We start from the raw sequence: 26,786 nt of genomic DNA on the forward strand, positions 1-26,786 counted from the left end.
AGGGCCTCTCAATGCTGCCGCAGTAAATGTGGGCAGGGGGCGCAGGTGGTACGTCGGAGGCGCACGCAAACTCAAAAGGCTCCGATTGAACCGCGTCGCGCCGTCGTGGGTCTTGGCAGGAGCCTCATATCGGCCAAGCATGTGGACGGCAGTTCGAAGAGTGGTCGGGCGACTCTGGTGCAGCGCTGCACATCCGGTCCGGAGGTCCCGTTTACGGGCGGCTGCTGGTTTCGAAACTCCAAAGAAGCGAGGGTTCTTCAACGCATGGCGAATGAAGACAAACTCTTTCCGAAATTGGGTGAGGACGGGGGTTCAATGTGAGGGAACCGTCTGTGAATCGGTGGGTCACGTCGCCTCCGGAGCTCCTTGCGGAGCGCGCCGAGCAGTACCGGCAACGTGGCTGGTGGCTGCCCGAGCGACTCGACGACCTGGTGCTACGGCACCCTTCCGCACAGCCGGACAAGTGTGCCGTCGTCTCGGGTCGGCGCCGACTGACCCACGCGGAGCTGGCCGCCGCGGTGGACCGGTCGGCGCGACGGCTGTCGCGCATCGGCATCATCCCGAGGGACCGGGTGCTCGTACAGCTCCCGAACGATCCGGAGTTCTTGGTGCTGGTGCTGGCGCTCATCCGCCTGGGCGCGTTGCCGGTGCTGGCCATCCCCATGCTGCGGGAGCATGAACTCGACCATGTCCTGGCGGTCACCCGGCCGGTCGCCCTGGCGGTCCCCGCACGCTTCCAGCGCTTCGACCACCTGGCGATGGCCGAGGGCCTGCGGGACCGTCACCCGGACGTCCGGCTGTTGCTGGTCACCGGCCACGACCGGTCCGGGCACATTGACCTGGAAGGGTTGTGCTTCGAGCCGGGTGGTGAGGTTGCGGACGACGGCCCTCCGCCTGGCGACCCCCGCGACATCGCCTTGTTCCTGCTCTCCAGCGGGACCACCGGGCCGCCCAAAGCGATCCCGCGTTCGCACGAGGCCCTCGGCCATGTGATCCGCTGCGCGAGCGCGGTCTCCGGGCTGTCCGCCGAGTCGGTCTACCTCGCACTGATGCCGGTCGAGCACAGCTTCGTCTTCGGCCATCCCGGGATCCTCGGCACGCTCGCCGCGGGCGGCACCGTCGTGTTCGCGGACCCAGGCGATCCCGGGCAGGCGTTCGGCCTGGTCGAACGGGAGAGGGTCACGCACTGCGCCCTGGTGCCGGCGCTGGCCGGGCAGTGGTCGGTGGCCCCCGAAGCAGCGGCGCACGACATGTCCAGCCTCCGGGTGCTGCAGGTCGGCGGGGCGCGCCTGGACCCGGTGACTGCCGACCGGATCCAGACACGGCTTGGCTGCCGGGTGCAGCAGGTGTATGGCATGAGCGAGGGTCTGCTCAACTTCACCCGCCTCGACGACCCCGACGCAGTGGTACGGGAGACCCAGGGCCGGCCGTCCTCACCCGGCGACGAACTCCTGGTGATCGGCGACGACGGAGAGCCGACGCGGGAAGGCGTCGGCGAGCTGATCACCCGGGGACCGAGCGTCATCACCGGCTACTGGGCCGACCCCGCGGCCAACGAACGGGCATTCACGCCCGATGGCTTCTACCGGACCGGGGATCTGGTCCGGCTGCATCCGTCCGGCAACTACGTGGTCTCCGGGCGGATCAAGGACGTGATCAACCGCGGCGGGGAGAAGATCGCGGCCGACGAGCTGGAGGACCTGGTTCGCGATCACCCGGGCGTGCGCGATGCGGCGGCGGTCGCCATGCCGCACCGGATGTACGGAGAGGCGGTGTGCCTGTACGTGGTGCCCACCGACGGACAGCGCCCCGGGCTGCCCGTCATCCGTCGTTACCTGACGCGGCGAGGTCTATCCCCATTCAAACTGCCGGCGCGGGTGGAACTGCTTGACGCGCTCCCGATGAAGGGCGTGGGGAAGGTCGACAAGGCCGCGTTGCGCGAGGAGATCGCCCGCCGGGTGGAGGCCGAGCGGGCCGAACGGGCGGACACCCCCGGCATGGTGTCGAGAGCGCTGACGCACCGGGCCGACCAGATGACCGACGAACCGGCCGGCACCGAGACCTCGGGCCGGTGCAAGGCACGGAGGGAGCGGAGTTGAACACCACCCAGGACCTGCGGCGGCTGGCCGGGTTGCCCCGGCGCGAGCAGCACCAGGCGGTGTTGGATCTGGTCCGTACAAACGCGGCCGCCGTTCTGGAGTGCGCGTCCTTGGACACGGTGCAGCCGGAGCTGACCTTCGAGGATCTCGGGTTCGACTCGCTGACCGCGGTGGAGTTACGCGACCGGCTGACCGCACTCACCGGGCTGAACCTGCCGGCGACCTTGGTGTTCGACCACCCGACCCCGGCAGATGTCGCCGAGTTCCTGCTGGCCGGGCTGCTGGGCGAACGGGCGCCGAGCGCCGCGGCGTCCGCCCCGGAGGTGGACCCCACCGACGAACCGATCGCCATCGTGTCGATGAGCTGCCGGTTTCCGGGCGGTGTCGGATCACCGGAGGACCTGTGGCACCTGGTCGCCTCGGGGCAGGACGCCGTGACCGCCTTCCCCACCGACCGCGGGTGGCAGGCCGGAGCGCTCTACGACCTGGATCCGGACCGGCCGGGGACGTCGTATGTGCGCGAGGGGGGCTTTCTCCATGACGCCGCCGACTTCGACGCGTCGTTCTTCGGGATCAGTCCGCGGGAGGCGCTGGCGATGGATCCGCAGCAGCGGCTGCTGCTGGAAACCTCCTGGGAAGCCCTGGAGCGAGCGGGTATCGATCCCACCTCGCTGCGGGGCAGCACCACCGGAGTCTTCGCCGGTGTGATGTACCAGGAGTACGCGGCACGTCTGCGCGGAGCCGTGCACGGGCACGAGGGCTACCTCCTGACCGGCAGCGCCGCCAGCGTGGTGTCGGGGCGGGTGGCGTATGCGTTGGGGTTGGAGGGGCCCGCGGTGACGGTGGATACGGCGTGTTCGTCGTCGTTGGTGGCGGTGCATCTGGCGGGTCAGGCGTTGCGTGCGGGGGAGTGCTCGCTTGCGCTGGCCGGTGGTGTGACGGTGATGGCGACGCCGTCGGTGTTCGTGGAGTTCTCGCGGCAGCGTGGGCTTGCGCCGGATGGGCGGTGCAAGCCGTTTTCGGCGGCGGCGGATGGCACCGGCTGGGCGGAGGGTGTGGGGGTGCTCTTGTTGGAGCGTTTGTCGGATGCACGGCGGAATGGGCATCGGGTGTGGGCGGTGTTGCGGGGTTCGGCGGTCAATCAGGACGGGGCCAGCAATGGCTTGACGGCGCCGAGTGGGCCGTCGCAGCAGCGGGTGATCCGGCAGGCGCTGGTGCGTGCGGGGTTGGCGCCGGTGGAAGTCGATGTGGTGGAGGGGCACGGCACCGGGACGGTGTTGGGGGATCCGATTGAGGCGCAGGCGCTGTTGGCCACGTATGGGCAGGGCCGGGAGCGGGGCCGTCCGTTGTGGCTGGGGTCGGTGAAGTCGAATCTGGGGCATACCCAGGCTGCTGCTGGTGTGGCGGGTGTGATCAAGATGGTGATGGCGATGCGGCACGGGAGGGTGCCGAAGTCGTTGCATGTGGATGCGCCGTCGCCGCATGTGGATTGGTCATCCGGCGCGGTGGAGCTGCTGGCCGAGCCGGTGCCGTGGCCGCGGACGGATCGCCCCCGGCGCGCTGGTGTGTCGTCCTTCGGCATCAGCGGCACCAACGCCCATCTGATCCTGGAGGAAGCGGAGCCGACACGGGAGCAGGCTGCCGACGCTCCCGGTCATGTCACCGGCGCGGTGCCGTGGGTGCTGTCGGCCAGAAGCGCGGCGGGGTTGAGAGCCCAGGCGGAGCGCTTGGCGGCATTCGCGCAGGCATGCCCCGAGCTGCGTATCGAGGACATCGGGTACTCCCTGGCCACGTGCCGTGCGGCATGGGAACACCGTTCGGTGGTGGTCGGGCGGGACCGCGCGGAGCTGCTGGCCGGTGTGCGGCGGCTGGCCTCCGGCCTGCCGAATCCGTCCGTCGTGTCTGGGGTCGCCGACGTGTCGGGGAAGACGGTGTTCGTCTTTCCCGGCCAGGGCGGAGAGTGGGCGGGTATGGCGGTGGGCCTGCTGGAGGGCTCGCCGGTATTCGCCGAGCGCGTCGGGGAGTGCGAAGGTGCGCTCTCGTCGTTCGTCGACTGGTCGTTGACGGACGTGCTGCGGGGTCGGCCGGGGGCGCCGCCGTGGGAGCGTGTGGACGTCGTTCAGCCGGTGCTTTGGGCGGTGATGGTCTCGCTGGCGGCGGTGTGGGAAGCACACGGTGTCCGTCCGGATGCGGTGGTGGGACATTCGCAGGGCGAGATCGCGGCAGCCGTTGTGGCGGGTGCCCTGTCCCTTCAGGACGGGGCGCGGGTGATCGCTCTGCGCAGCCGGGTGATCGGCGAACAGCTCACGGGACAGGGCGGGATGGCCTCGGTCGGGCTCGGCCGCGAGCAGGCGGTCGCCCGTTTGGAACGCTGGGGCGGCCGGGTCTCGGTGGCCGCGGAGAACGGGGCCGCCTCCGTCGTGGTCTCGGGTGAGTCGGAGACCCTGGACGAGCTGATCGCCTCCTGCGCGGCGGAGGGTGTCCGAGCGCGGAGGATCCCGGTTGACTACCCGTCGCACTCGACGGCAGTCGAGAGGGTGGGCGAGCAGCTCCTTGAGGATCTGGCGCCGATCGAGCCGCGTGCCGCGAGGATACCCATGGTCTCCACCGTGACCGGGGACTGGTGTGACACCACGGGTCTGGACGCCGGGTACTGGTACACGAACCTGCGGCAGGAGGTCCGGTTCCGATCCGCCGTGCGCGCACTGGCCGCGCGAGGCTACGCGGCCTTCGTCGAGGTCAGCCCGCATCCGGTGCTCACCATGGATATCGAGGCGAGTGCGGAGGGGTTGGGCCGCCCCGCTGTGGTGACGGGAACGCTGCGGCGTGGAGAGGGTGACCGGAGGCGGCTGTCCGTCTCGGCCGCCGCGCTCCATGTCCGCGGATTCTCTTTGGACTGGGGCACCTTCTGCCCGGGGGGCCGCCGGGTGGACCTGCCGACCTACGCCTTCCAGCGACGGCGCTTCTGGCCGGACGCGGCAGAACCGCGGGGGGACGCGCGCGTTCTCGGCCTGGCGGCCGTGGACCATCCGCTGCTCGGCGCTGCGGTGGGGCTGGCCGGCACGGACGGGGCGGTGCTCACCGGCAGACTGTCGGTGGAGAGCCAGCCGTGGATGGCCGACCACGCGGTGACGGGGGCCGTGCTGTTCCCGGGGACGGGATTCGTGGAGTTGGCGCTGCGCGCCGGAGACCACGTCGGCTGCGACACGGTCGAGGAGCTGACGCTGGAGGCTCCGCTGATACTGCCGGAACGCGGTGGGGTGCAGCTCCAGGTCGTGGTCGGCGGGAGCGACGGATCCGGCGGCCGGCGGCTGACCATGTACTCCCGGCCCGACGACGGCCCCTCGGCGCGGGACACCTCAGGCGAGGGGTGGATCCGGCATGCCACAGGCGTGGTGGCCGTGGGCGGGTGGGTCCCGTCGTTCGACCTGGCCCAGTGGCCGCCGGCCGGGGCCGCCGCGGTGGACATGGGCGACGTGTACGAGCGGCTCGCAGGGCTGGGCTACGGCTACGGACCGGCCTTCAGGGGACTTCGCGCGGTATGGCGGCGCGGGGAGGAGGTGTTCGTCGAGGCGGGCCTGCCGGAGGGGGCCGTGACAGCAGACGCGTTCGGGGTGCATCCGGCCCTGTTGGACGCCGCGCTGCACCCGCTCGCGCTCGGGCTGCTCGCTGAGGATCAGCGGGTGCGGCTGCCGTTCTCCTGGAGCGAGGTGGCCTTGTACGCGACGGGTGCGTCGGCACTTCGGGTGAGGATCGCCCCGGTCGCCGGTGCTGCGGACGCGGTGTCGGTGGTCGCGGCGGACAACGGCGGCCGGCCGGTGGCGGCAATCGGGGCGCTGACCGTGCGAGAGGTCTCCCCCGACCAGCTCGCCCGCGCGGCAACCGGCGGACACAGGGGTGCGCTGTTCCAGCTGGACTGGCCGAAGGCAGTCACCCATGGAACCTCGGCGCCCGTCCCGGAGGCCCCGGACCGCTGGGTGGGCCTGGGCGAGCAACAACCGGCACTGCCGGTGAAGTCCTACGCCGATCTCGCGGCGCTGGGCGAGGCGATCACCTCCGGCGCGCCGGTGCCCGATGTGGTGTTGCTGTATCGCACGATCGACGGTCAGGACCCCATCGGTGCCGCTCACTCGGTGTCGCGGCGGACTCTCGACATCGCGCGGAGTTGGCTGGCCGATGAGCGGTTCGGCTGTTCCCGGCTGGTGGTGGTGACCGAGGGCGCGGTGGCCACCGAATCCGGTGAGGATGTCCCGGCGCCGGCGGGCGCGGCGGTTTGGGGTCTGGTGCGGTCGGCACAGTCGGAACACCCCGGCCGGTTCGTGCTGGTGGACGTGGACGGCAGCGACGCGTCGTACCGGGCGGTCGCGGCGGTGGTGGCCTCCGGCGAACCGCAGGTCGCAGTGCGCGCAGGCGCGGTGCGCGTGCCCCGGCTCGCGCGGATGGCGCACGCTGACCGCGGCAGCTTCCCCGGCTTCGATCCGGAGGGAACCGTGCTGATCACCGGGGGCAGCGGCGGTCTGGGCGGTCTGGTCGCCCGGCATCTGGCGGTCGAGCACGGTGTACGCCGTCTGCTGCTGGCCGGCAGACGGGGAGCCGACGCCCCGGGAAGCGCCGAGCTCACGGCGGAGCTGGATGCCGACGTCACGTTTGCGGCCTGCGATGTCGCGGACCGGGACGCGCTGGCCGCACTGCTCGGTGCGATCCCCGCCCAGCATCCGCTGACCGCCGTGGTGCACGCCGCGGGTGTGCTCGACGACGGGGTCGTCACATCGCTGACCCCGCGACAGGTGGACGCCGTGCTGCGGCCGAAGGTGGACGCGGCGTGGAACCTGCACCAGCTCACGCAGGACATGGACCTGTCGGCGTTCGTGACCTTCTCGTCGGCCGCGGGCATCCTCGGAACCGCGGGCCAGGCCAACTACGCAGCGGCGAACGCCTGCCTCGACGCGTTGGCCCAGCACCGCCGTGCCCGTGGGCTGGCGGCCACGTCGATGGCATGGGGCCTGTGGGACGAACCGTCCGGGATGGCCGGACGCCTCGACGAGGCCGATCTCGCCCGGCTCAGCAGGAAGGGCGTCGGCACGCTCTCGGCCGAGGAAGGGCTCGCGCTCTTCGACGCCGCCCTGAGCCAGGACCGGGCACTGGTGGTTCCCCTCCGGCTGGACGCCGCCGGGCTGCGCGGTCTCGGCGAGGCCGCGCCGCCGCTGCTGCGCGGTCTGACCCGGCGTCCCATGCCATCGGCCTCCGCGGACCAGGCCCCGGAAGGAGCATCGCTGCGTGAACGGCTGGCCGGCGTGACGGCGGCCGAGCGGGACCGCCTATTGCTCGACCTGGTCAGGTTCCAGGCCGCAACGGTACTCGGGCACGCCGACCAGGAGTCGGTGGAGCCGGAGCGGGCGTTCAAGGACATCGGCTTCGACTCGCTGATGGCGGTGGAACTGCGCAACCAGGTGGGCGCGGCCACCGGCCTGCGCCTGCCCGCCACCGTGGTCTTCGACCATCCGACCCCCGCTGTCCTCGCCCGGCACCTGACGGCGGAGATTGATCCCGGGCCGGTGGTCCCTTCCCAGCAGGCGTTCGAAGAAATCAAACGGGTCGAAGCGGCTTTGTCGTCGTTGTCGTCGCTCTCCTTGGACCATGGCGAGGACGGCCTGATCACGGCGCGGCTGGAGGCACTCCTGCGGGCATGGCGCGACCCGCAGGGGGACCGGCAGCAGGTGACGCCGCGCCCGGACTACGCATCGGCCACCGATGACGAGCTCTTCGATGTCCTCGACAACGAGATCGGCATCTGGCCCGGACACACGAACGGCGTGAACGCGGCACATCCGCACCACGGAGAGGAGACGGGCGGCCGATGACGGACAACGAGAAACTCCGGAACTACCTGAAGCGTGCCACCGCCGAGCTTCAGCTGACCCGCGAGCGCCTGCGCGAGGCCGAGGCCAATGCTCACGAGCCGATGGCGATCATCGGCATGGCGTGCCGTTTCCCCGGCGGTGTCGCTTCCCCAGAGGATCTGTGGCGGTTGGTGGCCGAAGGAAGGGACGCGATCTCGGAGTTCCCGACGGACCGCGGCTGGGACCTGAATGACGTGTACGACCCGGATCCGGATCGGCCCGGAACGTCATATGTACGTGAGGGCGGGTTCCTCCAGGGGGCGGCGGAGTTCGACGCGTCGTTCTTCGGTATCAGTCCGCGGGAGGCGGTGGCGATGGATCCGCAGCAGCGGCTGCTGCTGGAGACCGCCTGGGAGGTGTGTGAGCACGCCGGCATCGACCCGACATCGCTGCGTGGCAGCCGGACGGGAGTCTTCGCCGGCGTCATGTATCACGACTACGGCGTGGGCCTGGGGACCGGAAACCTGGGCAGTGTGGTGTCGGGGCGGGTGGCGTATGCGTTGGGGTTGGAGGGGCCCGCGGTGACGGTGGATACGGCGTGTTCCTCGTCGTTGGTGGCGGTTCATCTGGCGGGTCAGGCGTTGCGTGCGGGGGAGTGCTCATTGGCGTTGGCCGGTGGTGTGACGGTGATGGCGACGCCGTCGGTGTTCGTGGAGTTCTCGCGGCAGCGTGGGTTGGCACGGGATGGGCGGTGCAAGCCGTTTTCGGCGGCGGCGGATGGTACTGGCTGGGCGGAGGGTGTGGGGGTGGTGTTGTTGGAGCGTTTGTCGGACGCGCGGCGGAATGGGCATCGGGTGTGGGGGTTGGTGCGGGGGTCGGCGGTGAATCAGGACGGGGCGAGTAATGGTTTGGCGGCGCCGAGTGGGCCGTCGCAGCAGCGGGTGATCCGGCAGGCGCTGGCATGTGCAGGGGTGGGGCCGGAGGGGGTGGATGTGGTGGAGGGGCATGGTACGGGGACGGTGTTGGGGGATCCGATTGAGGCGCAGGCGCTGTTGGCCACGTATGGGCAGGGCCGGGAGCGGGGGCGTCCGTTGTGGCTGGGGTCGGTGAAGTCGAATCTGGGGCATACGCAAGCGGCCGCGGGGGTGGCCGGCGTGATCAAGATGGTGATGGCGATGCGCCATGGGGTGGTGCCGGGGTCTTTGCGCGGGGATGTGGCGTCGCCGCATGTGGACTGGTCCTCGGGTGCGGTGGAGCTGGTGTCCGAGGAGGTGCGGTGGCCGCGCACGGACCGTCCCCGGCGCGCTGGTGTGTCGTCCTTCGGTATCAGCGGCACCAATGCCCATCTGATTCTGGAGCAGGCGTCAGAAACCACGGACGAGGCCGACTCGCGCGAGCCTGACGGGACCGAGACGGCCGGGGCGGTGAGCAGGGTGGTGCCGTGGGTGCTGTCGGCCAGGAGCGCGCCGGGACTGCGAGCCCAGGCGGAGCGTCTGCTCTCGTTCGTGGAGGCACGTCCCGGGCTGCGCGTCGGGGACATCGGGTTCTCCCTGGCCACGTGTCGTGCGGCGCTGGAACATCGTGCGGTGGTGGTCGGCGAGGACCGTGCGGAGTTGCTCACCGGTGTGCGGCGGCTGGCCTTGGGTCTGCCGGATCCGTCCGTGGTCTCCGGCGTGGCCGACGTGTCGGGCAAGACGGCGTTGGTCTTTCCGGGCCAGGGCGGGCAGTGGGCGGGTATGGCGGCGGGCCTGCTGGAGGGCTCGCCGGTATTCGCCGAGCGTGCTGGGGAGTGCGAACGTGTGCTCTCGTCGTTCGTGGACTGGTCGTTGACGGATGTGCTGAAGGGCGGGCCGGGGGCGCCGTCGTGGGAGCGTGTGGACGTGGTCCAGCCTGCGTTGTGGGCGGTGATGGTGGCGCTGGCGGCGGTGTGGGAGGCACACGGTGTCCGTCCGGATGCGGTGGTGGGACATTCGCAGGGCGAGATCGCGGCAGCCGTGGTGGCGGGTGCCCTGTCGCTTCAGGACGGGGCGCGGGTGGTCGCGCTGCGCAGCCGGGCGATCGGCGAACGGCTCGCGCGGCAGGGCGGGATGGCCTCGGTCGGACTGGGCCGGGAGGACGCGGTTGCCCTGCTGAAGCGGTGGGGCGAGCGGGTCTCGTTGGCCGCGGTGAACGGGTCCGGTTCCGTGGTGGTTTCGGGCGAGCCGATGGCCCTGGAGGAGGTGGTCGCCGCGTGCGCGGCGGACGGTGTCCGGGCGCGCAGGATCCCGGTCGACTATGCGTCGCACTCCACGCAGGTCGGGGCGGTGCGCGAAAGGGTCCTGGAGGATCTGGCGCCGGTCGGACCGCGCACGGGGAGGATACCGATGGTCTCCACCGTGACCGGGGACTGGTGCGACACCGCGGGGCTGGACGCCGCGTACTGGTATGCCAACCTGCGGCAGGAGGTCCGGTTCCGATCCGCCGTGCGCGCACTGGCCGCACAGGGCTACGGGGTCTTCGTCGAGGTCAGCCCGCATCCGGTGCTCACCATGGACATCGAGGAGACCATGGCGGAGTACGGCCGGGCGGCCGTGACGGCGGGGACGCTGCGGCGTGGAGAGGGCGACCTGAAGCGGCTGCTCGTCTCGGCCGCCGCCCTCCATGTCCGCGGACCCTCTCCCGACTGGCCCGCCTTCTGCCCGGGGGGCCGCCAGGTGGACCTCCCGACGTACGCCTTCCAGCGGCAGCGGTTCTGGCCGGACCCTGCTCCGGCGGTGTCGGCAGGCGGTGTCCCGGTGGCCCGACAGGCTGCCGACGGCGCGACCGGATCCACCGAGGCCGACGGTGAACGTCTGGCGCGCCGGCTCGCCGTGCTGCCACCGGCCGAGCAGGAGCGTGTGCTGCGGGACCTGGTGCGGGCTCATGCCGCCGCGGTGCTCGGGCATCGCAGCCCGGAGGACGTCGAGGTGAACCGGGGCTTTCTGGAATCGGGTTTCACCTCTGTCACCGGGACCGAGCTGAGCAACAGCCTCAACGCGGCGACCGGGGCGCGGCTACCGGTTGCCGCGATCTTCGAATACCGGAACCCCGCTGACCTGGCACGGCACCTGCAGGTCGACATGACCACCCGTCAGGCCACCCCGGGCCATGGCCACGAGGCCCCGGCGAACCCGCGCGACACATCCTGGCGGACGGCATCGTCCGGCGGCTCCGGCACCCCTGAACAGGACACCTTGAGCGCTCTGTTCCGCGAGGCCGTCCACCGTGGGAAGACGCGTGCTGGCCTGGCTATGTTGAGCTCGGTCGCCGCGCTGCGCCCGGCCTTCGCCTCGTCGGCCGACCTGGAGCACGGGCCGGAACCGGTGCAACTGGCTCGTGGCCATCGTCAGCCCAGCCTGGTCTGTCTCTCCACGCCGTCGCTGACCGGAGGTGTCCACCAGCACGCCCGGCTCGCGTCCCACTTCCGTGGCAGGCGTGACATCCACGGGCTGCCCCTGCCCGGGTTCGTCGAGGGAGAGAGCCTCCCGATCTCTGCCGACGCCGTGCTTCAGGTCCTGGCGCAGACCGTGGGCCGGGCCGTCGGCGAAGATCCGTTCGTGCTCCTCGCCCACTCCGGCGGCGGTGCGTTCGCCCACGCCACCGCACGCCACCTCGAGCAGTCAGGTGTCCCGCCGATGGCAGTGGTCCTGCTGGACTGCTACCCGCCCGGCAAGATCCCGGAGGCCCTGCTCGTGCGGTCATTCCCGTTCGATCGGGAAGCCTCCCTGTTCGGCCGGTTCGCCCGCGCACGGCTGTCCGCCATGGCGCGGTACTTCGACCTGATGCCCGACCTGGCATTGGCGGAACTCGCCGCGCCGCTCCTCTTCGTCCGGCCGCAGCAGTGGGTCACCACTCTCCGGGGCGGGGGAGCGCCACCGCGGACGGATGACTGGCGGGCCACATGGCCCAGCGCGCACACCCTTCGAGAGGTACCGGGCGACCATTTCTCGATGGTGGCGGAAGAGGCCGCGACGACAGCGCAAGCCGTGGAGGAGTGGCTCGTTTCGCTGCCGACCTGACATATCAGGAACGGGTACGGCAACCCATCTCAGAAACGGGGTAGGGCAGCTCATCGGCGACTGCGGCGCGACCAGCGAAGGCCTCGCACCGGTGGCCCCCGGGGCCACAGCGGCCGTTCCATCAGGAGGACAGCATGGGTATCGAGAACGAATCGCGTATCACGATGGCGCGTCTCTCGGAGCTTCCATCCGGCACGAGAGAGGTCATTGATTCAGCGTGTGAGAGGACCGGAGCACGGCATGTGTTTCTCACCCTGGCGCGACACCCTCAATTGGCCGTGCGGTACGTGCGATTCGGTCTGGAGCTACTGGGCGACGGAGTCATGGACGACCGGCAGCGCGAATTGGTGATCCTGCGTGTTGCGTGGTTGTGCCGGAGTGATTACGAGTGGGGGCATCATGTCAGGCTGGGGAAACGATGCGGTTTGAGAGCGCGGGATATCTCGCGCATTCCACAGGGCCCAGGGCATCCTGGCTGGTCAGCCGAAGATGCGGCCATGCTGACCGCAGTGGACGAACTTGTTCATCGACGGTGCGTCAGTCCGGATACGTGGCATCTGCTTGCCCGTGGATGGGATGAGAAGAAGCTCATCGAGTTTCTCGTCCTGGTCGGCCACTATGTGACGCTCGCCGGCCTTCTCAACAGTATCGACATCGCGCGGGAGCCCGGAGTGGAAGGTTTCCAGGCTCCGGCGGGCAAGGCTACGGAAGAGCCAAACGAGGCGGGATCGTGGCCAACGCCGTTTCGTTAGTACGCCCGTGGGCGGCGGCATCGGCACACCGCCGTGGTCGCCCGTTCCCCGGGCATCTCTGAACACTACGATTGCCGACTCATTCTCCGGCATGCCCTGACGACGGGACCTTGTCTCGGCCACAGTCCGGGGTGGCCTCTGGGACATGCTGGAACGGCGCGGAAGGATTTCCGTGGGAAGCATCAGGCGCGGTCGACAGGCGGGGAATCTTCCGGCCGAGACGACCAGTTTTGTGGGGCGCGGGGCCGAGTTGGCCCAGCTGAGCGGTCAGCTGAAGCAGGCTCGGCTGGTGACACTGACCGGAGTCGGCGGAGTCGGCAAAACCCGGCTGGCCCTGCGGGCGGCGGGCGAAAATCAGGCGGCCTTCCCCGACGGGGTGTGGCTGGTGGAGCTCTCCCCGCTGCAGGACCCGGCGCTGGTCGGACATGTGATCTTCGAAAAGCTTCCGCTGGCGGACCAGACGGCGCGCCCCGTGGTGGAGGTGCTGATCGAATGGCTGGTGGACAAACGGCTACTGCTGGTGCTGGACACCTGCGAGCACCTGGTCGACACCTGTGCCCGGCTGGCGGACCTGCTGCTGGAGAGCGCGCCCGGGCTCCACATCCTGGCCACCAGCCGCCAGTGTCTGGATCTGGCGAGGGAGCGGGAGGTGGCGTTGGCCCCGCTGCCTGCCGTGCCCCGGAGCGACAGCGGGCCCAGTGACGCAGTGGTGCTGTTCGCCGAGCGGGCGGCAGCCGTGATGCCGGGGTTCGTTCTCACCGAGAGCAACGAGGAGGCAGTGACCGGGATCTGCCGGCGCCTGGAGGGCATTCCGCTGGCCATCGAACTGGCCGCGGCCCGGCTGCCCGAGCTGTCCGTGGACGAGCTGGAACAGCGGCTGCACGCACGCTTCGACCTGCTGACCGCCCAGGAGACCGGGGACAACGAAGCTGGGCTGCTGCCCCGGCACCAGACGCTGCGCACCGCCATCGGCTGGAGTCATGAGTTGTGCGCGCCTCTGGAGCGGCTGCTGTGGGCGAGGCTGTCGGTGTTCACCGGTGGCTTTGACGCCGACGCGGCCAAGGAGGTGTGCTCCGGCGGGCCGTTGTCGGCCCAGCAGATCCCCCGGCTCCTCTACGGCATGGTGGACAAGTCGATCATCATTGAGCAGGAAGATCCGCCCGGACCCGACTCCGTGCCGGAGCGCTACCGCATGCTGGACACGGTCCGTGAGTACGGTCGGCAGTGGCTGCGCGAGCTGGGCGAGGAGGAACGGACCCAGCGCCGGCACCGCGACTTCTACCTGGCTTTTGCCCTGCGGGGGGATGCCGAGTGGATCGGCCCGGACCAGGTGGCCTGGTATGAGCGCTCGGTCGCCGAGCGCGCCAATCTGCGCGCGGCCCTGGAGTTCAGCCTGGCCGAGCCGGACGGCCGCACCGCGCTGGAACTGGCTGGTGCCCTGTGGTTCTTTTGGCACTGCGGCTTTCGGCGGGAGGGACGCCGCTATCTGGAGCAGGCGCTGGCCGCCGACTCCCGGCCCGGCCCGGCGCGCACCCGGGCCCTGTGGACCTGCGCCGCTATCGCCGTCTCCCAGGGCGATAGTGAGGCGGGCATGCGGCTGGGCACCGTGTGCCAAGAGGCGGCCCAGGCGCAGGGCGATCTGGGTGGCGTGCGCGCCGCCGCCTATCCCATTGGGACGAGCCTGTATCACAAAGAGGAACTGGCGGCCGCAGCCGTGGTCTTTGACCAGGCGCTGGCGCCACCCCTCCCCGGCAGCAGCGGCGGCTATCAGCTCGCGGCCTGGCTCCTTACCCAGGGGATGCGCGCGTTCGTCCACATCCAGCAGACGGAGCTCGACCAGGCTGCCGCCGTGACCGAGGAACTGTGGGCGGAGTGCGAGCAACGCGGTGATCGGTGGATGCGGGCCTTGCCCGGCTGGCTGCGGGCGTGGGGGGATTTGGGGCGGGGCGAGGTCGCCTCGGCGGCCGCACATGGACGCGCTTCCCTGGCGATCTGGTGGCAGCTGCAGGACAGCACCGGGATCGGGCTGGGCGTGGATACGCTTGCCTCGGCCGCGGCGGCTCAGGGTGAGGGGGAGCGGGCGGCCCGGTTATTCGGTCTTGGCCAGCAGCTTTGGCAGCTGGTCGGCCGGCAGCAGGCGGGTGCGCAGTGGCTTGTCGCGGCTCGCGAGAGGTGTGAGCGCCAAGCGCGGGAGGCCATCGGCGATACGGCGTATGAGGCGGCTCGCACGGCCGGCGCGGAAATGGATCCCGAGGCCGGCATCGCCTACGCCCTCGCCACGCCCCCGCCGAGCACCACGTAAACCCGGCCCCCACACTGGCGGTCCGTCCTCCTCCCTGCTGAGCTTCCAACGACTCCGGATGAGCCTGTGCGGTGCCATCTCGGATCTCGGCAGGAGGCCTCACATCGTCAAGCATGGTTGGCGGCACTTCGAAGATCGTTTGGCGATCCGGTGCAGCACTCCGCACGTCCGGTCCAAAGATCCCGCTTGCGGGTGGTTGCTGGTTTTCCAACTGGGTTTCTCACAACCCTGGGTGACGCACGTGGCACATCGGCCGGGTAGACGACCCGGTACCAACGGCCCATACGCTCAAAGGAGGACAACGACATGGATGGTCCGCGTGAACCCGAAGTCCACGCAGATGTCCGCTGGCAGACATCGGTACGGGAACTGGCGCGACAGTCGGACGCCGTGATTCTCGCCCACAACTATCAGCTTCCGGAGATCCAGGACATTGCCGATCACGTTGGTGATTCGCTGGCGCTGAGCCGTATCGCGGCCGCCACCGAAGCGTCGACCGTGGTCTTCTGCGGCGTGCACTTCATGGCCGAGACCGCGAAGATCCTCAGCCCCGCCAAGCGCGTACTCATCCCGGATGCCCGCGCGGGGTGTTCCCTCGCCGACTCGATCACCCTTGACGACCTGCGGGCGTGGAAGGCCGAGCACCCGGATGCGATGGTGGTCTCCTATGTGAACACCACCGCTGCCATCAAGGCAGAATCCGACGTCTGCTGCACCTCCTCGAACGCGGTCGACGTCGTGCGGTCCGTTCCTGCCGACCGGACCGTCCTGTTCCTGCCGGATCAGTTCCTCGGCGCCCACGTGAAGCGCGAAACGGGCCGGGAGAACCTTCTCATCTGGTCCGGCGAGTGCCATGTGCACGCAGGAATCGACGGGCAGACCCTCGCCGACCGGGCGGCCGAGGAATCCGATGCCGAGCTGCTGATCCACCCGGAGTGCGGTTGCGCTACCTCCGCGCTGTACCTTGCCGGCTCGGGCGTGGTGTCCGAACAGCGCGTCACCATCACCTCGACCGGCGGCATGATCGAGGCTGCCCGGCGGTGCCGCTCGTCCAGGGCGCTGGTAGCCACCGAGATCGGCATGCTCCATCAACTGCGCCGCGCGGCCCCCGCAGTGGATTTCCAGCCCGTCAACCCAAGGGCCAGCTGCCGCTATATGAAAATGATCACGGCCGGTGCTCTGCTGCGCTGCCTGGAGGAAGGGCGCGACGAGGTCCACGTGCCCGATGAGGTCGCGGACCGGGCCCGGCAGGCCGTCACCCGCATGATCCGGATAGGCACTCCCGGCGGCGGGGAATGAGCGCAGAGCAGGGAATCGCCACCATGACACCACACACCGAATTCACCCTCTGCGTCTACTGTTCAGCGGCCGAAGCAGCCCTGCCCACCTACCGATCACTGGCCGAGGAGACAGGACGCGCCATCGCCGCTCAGCGATGGAACCTGCTCTGGGGCGGACAACGCAACGCCCTCATGGGCGTGCTGGGCACAACGGTGCGCGCCCACGGCGGACACACCACCGCGGTCGTCCCCAGAAAACTGGCCCATCGCGCGGACACCGACGCCGATGTCCTCATCACCGTCCCGGACCTGCTCACGCGCAAACAGCACTTCCTGGAACACGCCGGCGCCTTCCTGGTTCTGCCCGGCGGCTTGGGCACCTGTGAGGAACTCATCGACACCTGGAGTGCCGCCTGCATCGGCGCACACGACAAACCCATCGTCATCCTCGACCCCGACGGGCACTACAGCACACTGCGGCAGTGGTTCGAAGAAGTCGCCCGTCGTAAACTGCTGCGCTCCACCGACCTCGCGCAACCCGTCTGGACCACCACCGTCGCCGACGCCATGAACTCCTGCGTCCATGACCCCCACGTCACGGACCAGCCGTCGGTGATGTCGCCACCGTTGTCGACAACGAGTTGGGCCAGTTCGGCGTTGGTGGAGCGCTGTGAACGGCCGAGGGGGTGCAGGCACAGATCGTTGAGCACGGTCGTGAACGGCAGGGACGGGCCTGTCGGCACAGCTGCACCTCCGCAACGGTCGCCGAGCTGGTGCACTGATTCCGCGGTCAGTCGCTCCCCAGGAGCAAATGACGAGCAACCTAAGCGGCCGTAGAGGTTGCCTTACCGGGGGAACACCAGGCCGTGCCCTGTGGCATCTGAGTATGAAACGCGAGTAACAGGCAGGGCGGCTCCTGTGGCAAGGGTGTGGCGCCCGCCAACGAGCCATACTGACACGTGACTCAAGCCTGTCGTATCGCCACAACAGTTGTCCCGCGGCGGGGTTGCCACTACCTTCTACCCGTACTGATGTGGTGATGACTGGCGGTTCTCGCCACAAGGGTATGACCGCATCGGTCGGCTCTCCCGCCCCCGGAGGGCCGGCACAGCGAACCCTCCTCCCTCTGAGAGGCTATGATGACCGAAACTGTCACCAACTGCCGCCCAGGTGCGGGGACTTCGAGCTCGGCGGTCACGCATGAGTTCGAGGCCTGCCTCTTCCCGACCGACTGCCGGACCGAGATGGTCCCGAAAACTGCCCGGGATCTGGTGGCGGAACACCTGCAGCGGTGGGGACTGGCGTCGTTCGTCCAGGATGCCCGGACCGTAGCCAGCGAGCTGGTCACCAACGCGGTGCAGCACGCACCGTACGGGGTGGTGGGTATCGCCGTGAAGTACGCCGACGGCGAGCTGCGCATCGAGGTCGAGGACGGTTCCCCCGACGATCCGGCGATACGGCAGCCCGACGGTGAGGGAGAGCGCGGACGCGGGCTCCAGTTGGTGCAGTGTCTCTCCGACGCCTGGGGGTTCCAGCGGAAGGCCCACGGTACGAAGACGACCTGGTGCGCCTTCCATGCCCCATCCGCGACCGGTGGCGGCGACTGACCAAGGGATACGGTTCCTTCCGCCACGGGAGCGCCGCGTGGACGGGCCGGCTGCGACGGCGGCCGCCACGCCCGCCCGCCGTCGCTGTGGCCCGGGCGCTTGTGGCCGATGCCGAGACGGGACATGCATCGTCTTCTTCATCACATCGCACTCCTGGTGCCACCGGCTCGGAATCCTGCTGCATGAACTCGCCCACGTGGCTTTTGGCGCATTAGCCGGCCTGTTGTTCTCGCACTCGTAGATGTCCGAAGAGCGTCCGCTCGATTTTCCCATCTACTATTCCGGCCATCCTGCGGTCATCGCACTCACGGCGGTCACCGGCGTGGACTGCTGCTCGTCGCCGGGCTCACGGTCCCGAACCGGCCCCAGACACACGGACGGTGGCGTCTTGGCGGGCGTTCTCCAACCTGCCCCTCCACTTTGACCTCGCGGTCCGTCGGACCGCGGAGGGACACGGCCGGAACAGCGGTCGGGCGAGTGAGAAACCCGACGCCACGGTCCAAGCCGCTCAGCTGCCTGAAACAGTATGCCGCTGGCACCGGGGTGTCACGTCCTCCCGGACTCCGCCGGCACCCTCGATGAGCACAGCGTCCGGGGCGGTGGCAGCATCGACACCGAACTGGCCTGGTGGATCCGGGTGGTCGGGGCCGCGAGCCGGCGCTCCCCTCCAGTGCGCAGATGCGGGTGGACAGGTCCAGCTCCTGTGCGAGGCGGGGCTCTTCCTGCCGGTCCTGCCCAACGCCGACCGGCCACCTGCGGTCCCGTGTCTCACGATGGGGAACGGCGGATCGCGCCCCGTGGGTGATGAATCGGCGGCATGTCATCGCATGACGGCCGCTTCCGGCGTCCTGCCGGATCGGTGCCCACAGCCGCTTGCAGCAACCACCGATCCACGCTCCATGAGGTAACCTCGGAGCCGAACAGGTCAGGAGTATCTGCTCCACATTGCCGGGTGACGCCACGCTTGTTGAGGACGTCGCAAGGGAGGCGCGACGATGGGTGACGGGCAAGGGAAAACGTTCGCCCAGGTCCTCGAAGAACTCTGCCAGAACCCGGACCACCGCCGCGAGCGTTACACCAACACCGAACTCACCCAGCTCATCTGCGATCGCGGTGGGTATATCACCGACGGCTATATCTCCCACTTGCGCAAGGGGCACCGGGACAACCCGACCCTGCAGACCCTGGAGGACCTGGCGGCAGCCCTCCAGGTGTGCCCGGCCGTCTTCGTGGGCGGCCGGAAGGAACGCTCGGGTGACGAAAGTCCCCGCCGGTCGTTTCCCGCCAGGTTGCGTCGGCTGTTCGACAGGGTCCATCCGCCGGGGCGCGGGCCCTTCACGCCAGAGGAGACCGCCAAGTCGATCAGCCAGGACGGCAGTTACGGCACCATTTCATCCAGCTACATCCGTGAGCTGCTGAATCCTCCGGCGGGTTCGCTCCCCAATCCCCGCCTCAGGCATGTCATCGCTCTGGCAGACCATTTCGGCCTCGCCGACGAGAATGGCCCGCAGGCCGCTTATTTCCTTGATGACGACCTGGCTGCTGCCATCGATGTCGAACTTGATGACTTCGTCGCCCTCAGAGATGCGGGTGTCATCGAGTTCGTCGCCAGAATGGCCGAGGAAGCGCCCCAATGGACGCCGCAGAGGCGCCGCCAGGCCACAGACGCCATTCTGGAGGCCATCGGATCGGGACACATTTCCTGGGTGTTCCCGATCAAGGAGAAGTAGCTGCGGTCAGCGGCAGCCCGGGCCGGGTGGCGAAGCGCAGAGGCGGAAGCGAGGGGGGAGGCGGGGCGGCCCGGCGAGACGTGGCCCAACTGCCGCCATCTGTCAGCTGTGTTGGCCGTCACACCAGCGTGCTCTACTCTTGTGGAGAAGGCTAAGAAAAGCTCGAGTCATCTGTAGAGTGAACCTGCGGGTGGTCGGGCTCCACATGCGGCCCTCCTGATGGCGGGTGGACCGACGAAGCGTTCGGGCACGGTGATCCCGGCCGATTGCGGGTCCACGCCGACCGCTCCCCGCTCCAGGTCCTGGCCCCGGTGGCACCGTCGGGTCAGGGTCGGCGCGACGTACGCGTCATACCGCCTCGGAGGCCGGGAGCCGGGGGATCTTGGCTCCCGCGGAAGGCCATGGAGGTGGGTGCCGGCCGCCCTGGGACTTCGTGCGACGCAAGCGTCCTTGAGCGGCATACGGATGATGCCGAGAGACGGGTGATGGTGTGGTGGATCGGTATGGCAGCGCGTTAGACCCCGGCAGCCGCCGGGCCCCGGTCCCGACGATGTGGCTCGCCGTACTGGCCGGGCCGATGGCCTTCGGTATCGCGGGACCGGCGCTCATCCTCGACGACGTGGCGCGGGACCTCGATGTCCCGGCAGAAGCGGCGACCTGGGCGGTGACGGCCTTCGGCTGGGGGCTCTCGGTCGGGACGCCGCTGATGGCCGGTCTGCTCGGCCATCGGGGCATGCGCGCCGCGCTGACCGCCTGCGGCCTGCTCGTACTGGCCGGCGCGACGCTCCTCGCCGCCATACCCGCGCTGCCTTTCCTCGTGCTCGGCAGCGCGCTGCAGGCGCTCGGTATCGCGGGTCTGACCGCGACCGCCATGAACCTCGCCGACTCCGCGCGCAGGATGGGGGTGGTGACCGCCGCGCTGGCCGTGGTCGGCTCGACGGCACCGCTGGTGGGATCGCTCGTGAGCGACAAGCTGTCCTGGCAGGTGGCCTTTGCCCTCCCCCTGCTCAGTGTGATGGCCGTGCCCGCTGTCATCCTGAGGGGGCATCAGCTCCCGCCCTCCGACGACCGGTTCGACCGGGTCGGGGCCGTGCTTCTGACGGCGCTGGTCACGGCGTTGGTCTCCGTCCCCCACTGGCCCGTCGTCGCGGGTGTCTGTGCCGCCATCACCGCCGCGAAGCTGTGGAGCCACCTTCGCGTGCGCGAAGCGGGGTTTGTGCCCGCTGTCCTGGTGCGCACGCCCGCGTTCCTCACCGCCGCGGGGCTCGCCTTCTCCCTTGCCGTGATCAACTTCGGCATGGTGTACGCGGTTCCCCGGCAGCTGGCCCGGTACACCGACTGGACGACCAGCCAGATCGGAGTGGCCGTGGTCTGGCCGATGCTGCTCGGGGGCCTGCTCTCCTGGTTCGTCGTGGCCGCCTCCGCCCGGGCGCCCCGGGCCGTGACCACCGCGCTCGTCGTCATGGGTGTCGTGGCAGCCTTGACGGCGGCCATCAGCGTCTGGGCGTCGGTCCTCCTGGGGGCCCAGGCCCTCGCGTCGATCGCGGCGGCATCGGGCCAGGGTGTGTTCGCGGTGCGTGCCACCTCAGCGGTCCCCGGGGGCCACCGGCCGGCGGCGATCGGTCTGTTCAACCTCTCCTACCTCCTCGGCGTGGCCTTCGGGCCGGCCCTTGTATCGGTCCTGTACGTCTGACGGGTCGGCCGTCGGACGCCGGAACTCCCGCGCGGGCGTGCCGGGAAGCCGCCTGGACGCCGCCGCCGGGCCTGCGACGAGAGATGCGCGGCTTCCCGAGCCGAGCCCCATTCAGCCAGAGCGGTGGAGAGCCGCAGAAAGGGTAACCAGGGTGGAACAGAGGACCCTGACAGGAGCGGATGCCTGTGCCGTACTGGAGCTGCTGGCGAGCAGGGCTCCGGCGGACCACTTCGAGTCGCTCGTCGCGAGAGCGCGGGCGGCCGGTGCCTCCGGCGCGGAGCTGGCCGCGCTGGAGCGGTCCCGGCGGCTGGGCCTGCACCTTCATATGGAGAGGGAGCGGTGGCGGCAGCGCGAGGCGAGTCTGACCGCGCTGATCGAGACCGCGCGAGATCTCGCCAGGGCGGGAGACCTGGACACCCTCCTCCACCTCGTCACCCGCCGGGCACGGCACCTGCTCGGCGCCGACCTGTCATTCGTCAGTCTCCGGGTCGGGAGGGAGGACCGGCTGCGGGTCACGGCGTCCGACGGGCACACCTCCCGGCGCAACCTGGGGCTGGAACTGCCCGACAGCGGCGGGCTCGCCAACGGCGTGCTGGCCAGTGCCTCCCCCTTGTGGACCGCCGACTACCTGGCCGACGGGCGCTTCCCGCACAACGACCGCCTCGACGCGGTGGTCAGGGACGAGGGAGTATGCGCGCTCATGGCCGTGCCGCTGGGGCCTGGAGAGGACCCGGTGGGAATCCTCTACGTCTCCGACCGCACGGTGCGGCACTTCAGCGCGGATGAGCTGTCCCTGATGAGCTCCCTCGCCGAGCTCGCCGCGGCGGCCGTCGAGACGGTCGCCCAACTGGAGCGGGGCGCCGCCGACGTGGCGGCGCTGGAGCAGGCAGACTCCCGCCGTGGTGCCGAACTGCGCAGGCTGAGCGAGCTGACCGACCTCCACGACCGGCTGATCGGGCAGGTGCTCGGCGGCGGTGGCCTCCAGGCGGTGGCCGAGGAGGCCGGCCGGGGCCTGGGCTGTCCGCTGGGGGTGTACGGGCCCGACGGCACCGTTCTCGCCGCCGGAGAAGAGCCGGCGACGGACGGGACCGCCGTGACGGTGGCCACGATGGACGCCTACGCGTCCCGCGGGCCGACGGAACTGGACAACGGTGCCTGGGCGACGCCCCTCCTGGCGGGCGAGGAACACCTCGGTACGCTGCTCGCGTACCCCGACCGGCCCTTCACCGACCACGGCCGGCGGCTCCTGGGCGGAGCCGCCCGGGCGATGGCGGCCGGGCTGCTGGTGCAGCGGGGCAGGGCTGTCGACGTCGGAGAACAGCAGGCATGCGACGAGCTGCTCGACGACCTGCTGGCCGGCACCAAGCGGTCGGCACGGCAGCTGGGCAAGCGGGCCTGCCGGCTCGGCGTCAACCTCGACGACCCCCACGTCGTGGTGGTCGCGTGCCCCGAGGGAGAGACCCACGGCAGGGAAGTCGTCTGGGCCGATCTGTACGTTCACCGGGTGGGCGGGATCAAGAGCGCGCACGACGGCCGGACCGTGTTGTTGCTGCCCGGCACGGACCCGAGTGCCGTCGCCCGTGCGGTGCTCAAGGAACTCGCCCCGCTGTTGAAGGACGTGGTGACGGTGAGCGCCGCGGGCCCGGTGCCGGACGCGGGCGCGGTCCACCACGCGTACCTGGAGGCGCGGCGCTGCCTGTCCGCGATGACCGCGTTGGGGCTCACCGGGCGCGCCGCCGCCGCTGGTGAACTGGGCTTCCTCGGACTCCTGCTCTCAGGGAACCACGACGTCGAGGGCTTCATCGAATCCACCGTCCGTCCCGTGATCGACTACGACCGGCAGCACTTCACTGACCTCACGCGCACCCTGGAGGTCTACTTCAGCGCGGGCACCAGCCCGACCCAGACCGCCAAGATGCTGTACGTACACCCCAACACCGTCGCCCGACGCCTCAGGCGGATCAGCGAACTGCTCGGCCCCGAGTGGCAGCAGCCCGACCGGGCCCTGGAGATCCAGGTGGCGCTCCGGCTCTCCCGGATGCGGCACGCCCTGCGCGACGACAAGCGGGAGGTGCTGTCGCCGGCCTGGGCTCCCCAGGGCCAGGGCGCGTAGGTCCTGTCCGGGCGACCGAACAGGACCTGGCTCAGCAGCAGGCATGACGCTGGGTGGTGCCGGTCAGCGTTGCGATGGCGTGGGCGGCCGAGGCCAGCGTGACGTGCCGGTGCCAGCCGATGTACGAGCGACCGGTGTAGTCCCGCATCCCCACCCGGTCCGAGATCTCGGCGAAGTCACGGTCCACCCGGTGAACCAGCGTGGTCAGCCGCAGCAGGTCGGCGGGCGAGGCGTGCATCAGATCCGTCAGCCACAACTCGGCCGGCCATGGGCAGCCGTGCTCTCCTGTCCCCAGCAGGAGCAGCTCCTCCCGGGCCGCGCCCCGCCCCAAGCGCCCCGGGTGCGAGGCCATGGTGACGCGAGCGGTCGCGGCCAGGACGGTGTGGACGGCTTCCGCCGGGCGGCCGAGGCCGTGCCAGGGCACGGGACGCCTCCTGTTCCCGGCCAAGTTCATGATCTGGTGGGCCGACAGGGCCTCGTCCCGGTCCGGCAGGGCGGGGTCGGTCATCCTCAGCCGGACGCTGCTGTTGATCCTCACCAGCAGCGGCACGTGCGCGGCGCGGAACCTGCGGACGGCGGACACCGCCCCTGCCTCGCGTGCGTCCAGCACGACCGGCCGGACCGGCAGGTCCCAGCTCCGCGTCATGCCCAAGTACGCCTCGACCGCGCAGTCCTCCAGCGACTCGGGGACGAGTTCGTCCGGGATCGACGCCCGGCTGCGCCGCGTAAGGTCCGCCAGCCACGCGTCGGAAAGCTGGAGCCGCCAGTTGACCGGATCGCTTCGGGCCATCGAGGCGGCCCAGACCCCAACTGCCTGCTGTGCGTTGAGGCTCTGCCCGAGCGCGGGGAAAAAGCGCCTGTCCACCCCCACCGAGTTCTCACCGGCCTTCGGGATGACCATGGGGCGTACCACCCACGCCTGCGGAGGCGCGGCCCTCACCAGGTACTGGGCCAGCGCCCGGCGAACCGGGGTCCAGTCCCAGGTGGAGCTGGACACGAAGTGATGCAGGCTCTGTTCGGTGGCCTGGCCGCCGATCAGCGCTGCGATGTTCCTCACCGACTTGCGGCCCTCGGTCCCCAAAAGCCCCCGCACATATTCCGCGGCCCTCCGCCGCTGGTCCCTGCGGGGCAGCGATGCGAAGAGCGTCGAGCAGAGTTCGTCGAGGACGACATCGCCGATGCCGGGCGGCCGCCAGGCTTTTGCGTCACCTGAGAGGTCCTCCGTGGACAGGGCGACACCGCTCATCGTCTTCCATCCCCATCATCCGGTTCGGTTCGGACGTTCAGCGCTGGACAGCGACGATGGGGGAAGTGGAACGTGCCTGCCCAGGTGCACAGGACACACCGATACATCAGAAGCCGGTGGCTCACCCACCACTCCGGTCGTCCTTCGTGCGCCGATTACCTTGCGTCATGGACGCCTATGGAGTGCCGGGACGTCCGCGCAAGTGATCCGTTACGCACGACATGACGGAGTAGGGCCGCCGCCTTTGGTGGCAATGGGGCATCACGGCAGGCTCGGTAGCGCCAGACCACCGGAAATCCCGAGGAAGGCAGCCCCGTATGCTTCATGTCGCCGTCATTTCCTCTCCGGGCACGTGTCGTGTGCGCCGGCTCATCGCGTCGGTATTCCTGCCGCCTCCCCCTGACACCTCTTCCGTGCTCCGGGGATGCCGCGATGTCTGAGCGGGGAGTCCCTGAGAGGGGACGGAGGCAGACCTTCGTGGCCGACGCGCCCCCGGCGGTCGCCGCCGCACGCCTGCCGCCCGGACGGGGACGTTCGGTGACGGCGCGGACCACGGCCGGTCCTGTGATGGGGGAGCGCCGTGGCGGGGTCACTGTCTTCCGGGGCGTTCCCTATGCCGCGCCCCCGGTCGGGGACCTGCGCTTCGCCTCGCCGTGGCCCCCGGAGCCCTGGACGCGGGTACGCGACGCCACCCGGCCCGGCCCCCCGTCGCTGCAAACGGACTACCTCCCAGGCAGCAGCGAGGACAGCCTCTACGCCAACATCTGGACCCCCGGCACCGAGGGCTCCCGGCCCGTGCTCATCTACATCCACGGCGGCGGCTGGTACATCGGCGCGGGCAGCGAGCGCGACTACGACGGTGCCCGTCTCGCGATCCACGGCGACATGGTCGTGGTCACCTTCAACTACCGTCTGGGCGCCCTGGGGTGGGGACTGCACGAGGACTTCGCTGACCCCGTGACCGGTTCTTTCGCCAACTGGGGTCTCCAGGATCAGGCCGCGCTCGTGCGCTGGGTCCGTAAGAACGCCGCCGCCTTCGGTGGTGACCCCGGCAACATCACCCTGAGCGGAACCTCCGCCGGTGGCTCCAGCGCCTGGCAGCTCGCCCTCATCCCGGAACTGCGCGGCATCGTCCACAGGATCGTTCCGATCAGCACCAAGCATGTGTGGCACCCGGCCAGCTCCCTGTCCGCCGAGGAGTCCAGCGCGGTGTACGAGAGCATCGCGCGCACATTCGGCACGACCGTGAAGGGCCTGCGCCGCGTACCGGCGGGCGCGCTGAAGAACGCCTGGGAGAAGGAGTTCTCCGGCAGCCCGGTGAAGCGCGCCGTGGACGGCGGGCGCGGGTACCGGGGACCGGTGGTCGACGGGCACTGGATGCGCGGATACGACCACCAACTTCCCACCCCGGGACTGCCCATGATGACCGTCTACGCCCGCACCGAGGGCTCGTTCTTCACCACCGGCCCCGGCTTCCCCTTCCCCGGCCCGCACCCGGCCGACGACCAGGGGCTGAGGGCAGCGGTGCGCGACCTGCTGTGCAAGGGGGCCGTGGAGGTCCGTGACGAGCAGGTCGAGGCCTGTGTCACCGCCTACCGGGAGGCCGCCGCGGCCGACGGGCTGCCCCGGGACCCGGTGTCCCTCTGGACGGAGATGTGGGGCGACGGGCTGTTCCGCTACCAGATCGTCCGCCTCGCCGAGCGCCACGCCGGGCACGGCAGTTCCCCCCAGTACGTCATGGAATTCGCCCATCCCGTGCGGCCGCCGTATTCCGGCACACCGCACGAGGCGACCTCCAAGTTCCTCTTCGGCACGCACACGTTGCCGCAGAACGCCGCGGAATACGGCAACGGACCGCTGGAGCGGCGGATATCCGACACGCTGATCGAGCTGGTGGCCACCTTTGCCCGGGGTGAGTCCCCGAACAGTCCGAACGCCCCCGCCTGGCCCGAATTCTCACCGGAAAGACCCAGCACGATGATTCTGGGAGGCGCGCGGACCGCCGAGATCGGCACCGTCTCCAAGCAGCGCCAACTGCGGTACTGGGACGAGGCGGAATGGGTGCCCCGGCCGTGAGGCACGTTCTT

At 70.0% G+C, this 26,786-nt stretch carries 13 protein-coding genes; 12 read left to right on the plus strand and 1 reads right to left on the minus strand.

What is annotated here, in order from left to right; translation table 11 throughout:
* Positions 1 to 332: 332 nt before the first annotated feature.
* From HUT19_RS39230 to HUT19_RS39280, 11 genes are all read left to right on the plus strand, one after another.
* Positions 333 to 2,099, plus strand: coding sequence for a (2,3-dihydroxybenzoyl)adenylate synthase (locus HUT19_RS39230; RefSeq protein WP_254886046.1), 1,767 nt, complete (start codon positions 333 to 335; stop codon positions 2,097 to 2,099).
* Positions 2,096 to 7,960, plus strand: coding sequence for a type I polyketide synthase (locus HUT19_RS39235; protein WP_254886047.1), 5,865 nt, complete (start codon positions 2,096 to 2,098; stop codon positions 7,958 to 7,960). Before HUT19_RS39230 ends, HUT19_RS39235 begins: the two co-directional genes overlap by 4 nt.
* The gene (locus tag HUT19_RS39240; RefSeq protein WP_176185831.1) at positions 7,957 to 11,976 is read left to right on the plus strand and encodes a type I polyketide synthase; all 4,020 of its coding nucleotides are present in this window, start codon (positions 7,957 to 7,959) and stop codon (positions 11,974 to 11,976) included. The genes HUT19_RS39235 and HUT19_RS39240 overlap by 4 nt, the downstream gene beginning before the upstream one ends.
* A 134-nt stretch (positions 11,977 to 12,110) precedes the next feature.
* Positions 12,111 to 12,728: a carboxymuconolactone decarboxylase family protein gene (locus tag HUT19_RS39245; RefSeq protein WP_176185833.1), complete on the plus strand. Its 618-nt coding sequence runs from the start codon at positions 12,111 to 12,113 to the stop codon at positions 12,726 to 12,728.
* A gap of 172 nt (positions 12,729 to 12,900) precedes the next feature.
* Entirely contained in the window at positions 12,901 to 15,030 is a 2,130-nt protein-coding gene (locus tag HUT19_RS39250) for a hypothetical protein (RefSeq protein ID WP_176185835.1), read from the plus strand.
* Positions 15,031 to 15,336: 306 nt separating this feature from the next.
* Positions 15,337 to 16,329, plus strand: coding sequence for a quinolinate synthase NadA (nadA, locus tag HUT19_RS39255; protein WP_176185837.1), 993 nt, complete (start codon positions 15,337 to 15,339; stop codon positions 16,327 to 16,329).
* Between the two features lie 23 nt (positions 16,330 to 16,352).
* Positions 16,353 to 17,147, plus strand: a complete 795-nt coding sequence (locus HUT19_RS39260) for a TIGR00730 family Rossman fold protein (RefSeq protein ID WP_176185839.1) — start codon at positions 16,353 to 16,355, stop codon at positions 17,145 to 17,147.
* A 407-nt stretch (positions 17,148 to 17,554) separates the two neighbouring features.
* The gene (locus HUT19_RS39265) at positions 17,555 to 17,917 is read left to right on the plus strand and encodes an ATP-binding protein (RefSeq protein ID WP_303332508.1); all 363 of its coding nucleotides are present in this window, start codon (positions 17,555 to 17,557) and stop codon (positions 17,915 to 17,917) included.
* Between the two features lie 995 nt (positions 17,918 to 18,912).
* Positions 18,913 to 19,647 carry a hypothetical protein gene (locus HUT19_RS39270; protein WP_176185843.1) on the plus strand — a complete coding sequence of 245 codons (735 nt, stop codon included), beginning with the start codon at positions 18,913 to 18,915 and terminating at the stop codon, positions 19,645 to 19,647.
* Positions 19,648 to 20,197: 550 nt separating this feature from the next.
* Positions 20,198 to 21,340: an MFS transporter gene (locus tag HUT19_RS39275; RefSeq protein ID WP_176185845.1), complete on the plus strand. Its 1,143-nt coding sequence runs from the start codon at positions 20,198 to 20,200 to the stop codon at positions 21,338 to 21,340.
* A 151-nt stretch (positions 21,341 to 21,491) separates the two neighbouring features.
* Positions 21,492 to 23,453 (plus strand): helix-turn-helix domain-containing protein, encoded by a 1,962-nt coding sequence (locus HUT19_RS39280; RefSeq protein ID WP_254886048.1) that lies wholly within the window; start codon positions 21,492 to 21,494, stop codon positions 23,451 to 23,453.
* Positions 23,454 to 23,484: 31 nt separating this feature from the next.
* Here the strand turns inward: HUT19_RS39280 and HUT19_RS39285 are convergent, their stop codons facing one another.
* Positions 23,485 to 24,699 (minus strand): transposase, encoded by a 1,215-nt coding sequence (locus HUT19_RS39285; protein ID WP_176185847.1) that lies wholly within the window; start codon positions 24,697 to 24,699, stop codon positions 23,485 to 23,487.
* Between the two features lie 477 nt (positions 24,700 to 25,176).
* On the opposite strand from HUT19_RS39285, the gene HUT19_RS39290 reads away from it, so the two are divergent.
* A complete protein-coding gene (locus HUT19_RS39290; RefSeq protein ID WP_254886049.1) occupies positions 25,177 to 26,775 on the plus strand; it encodes a carboxylesterase family protein in 1,599 nt (532 codons plus the stop codon).
* Positions 26,776 to 26,786: the final 11 nt, after the last annotated feature.

Origin of the sequence: Streptomyces sp. NA02950 (assembly GCF_013364155.1) — a bacterium.
Classification (GTDB): domain Bacteria; phylum Actinomycetota; class Actinomycetes; order Streptomycetales; family Streptomycetaceae; genus Streptomyces.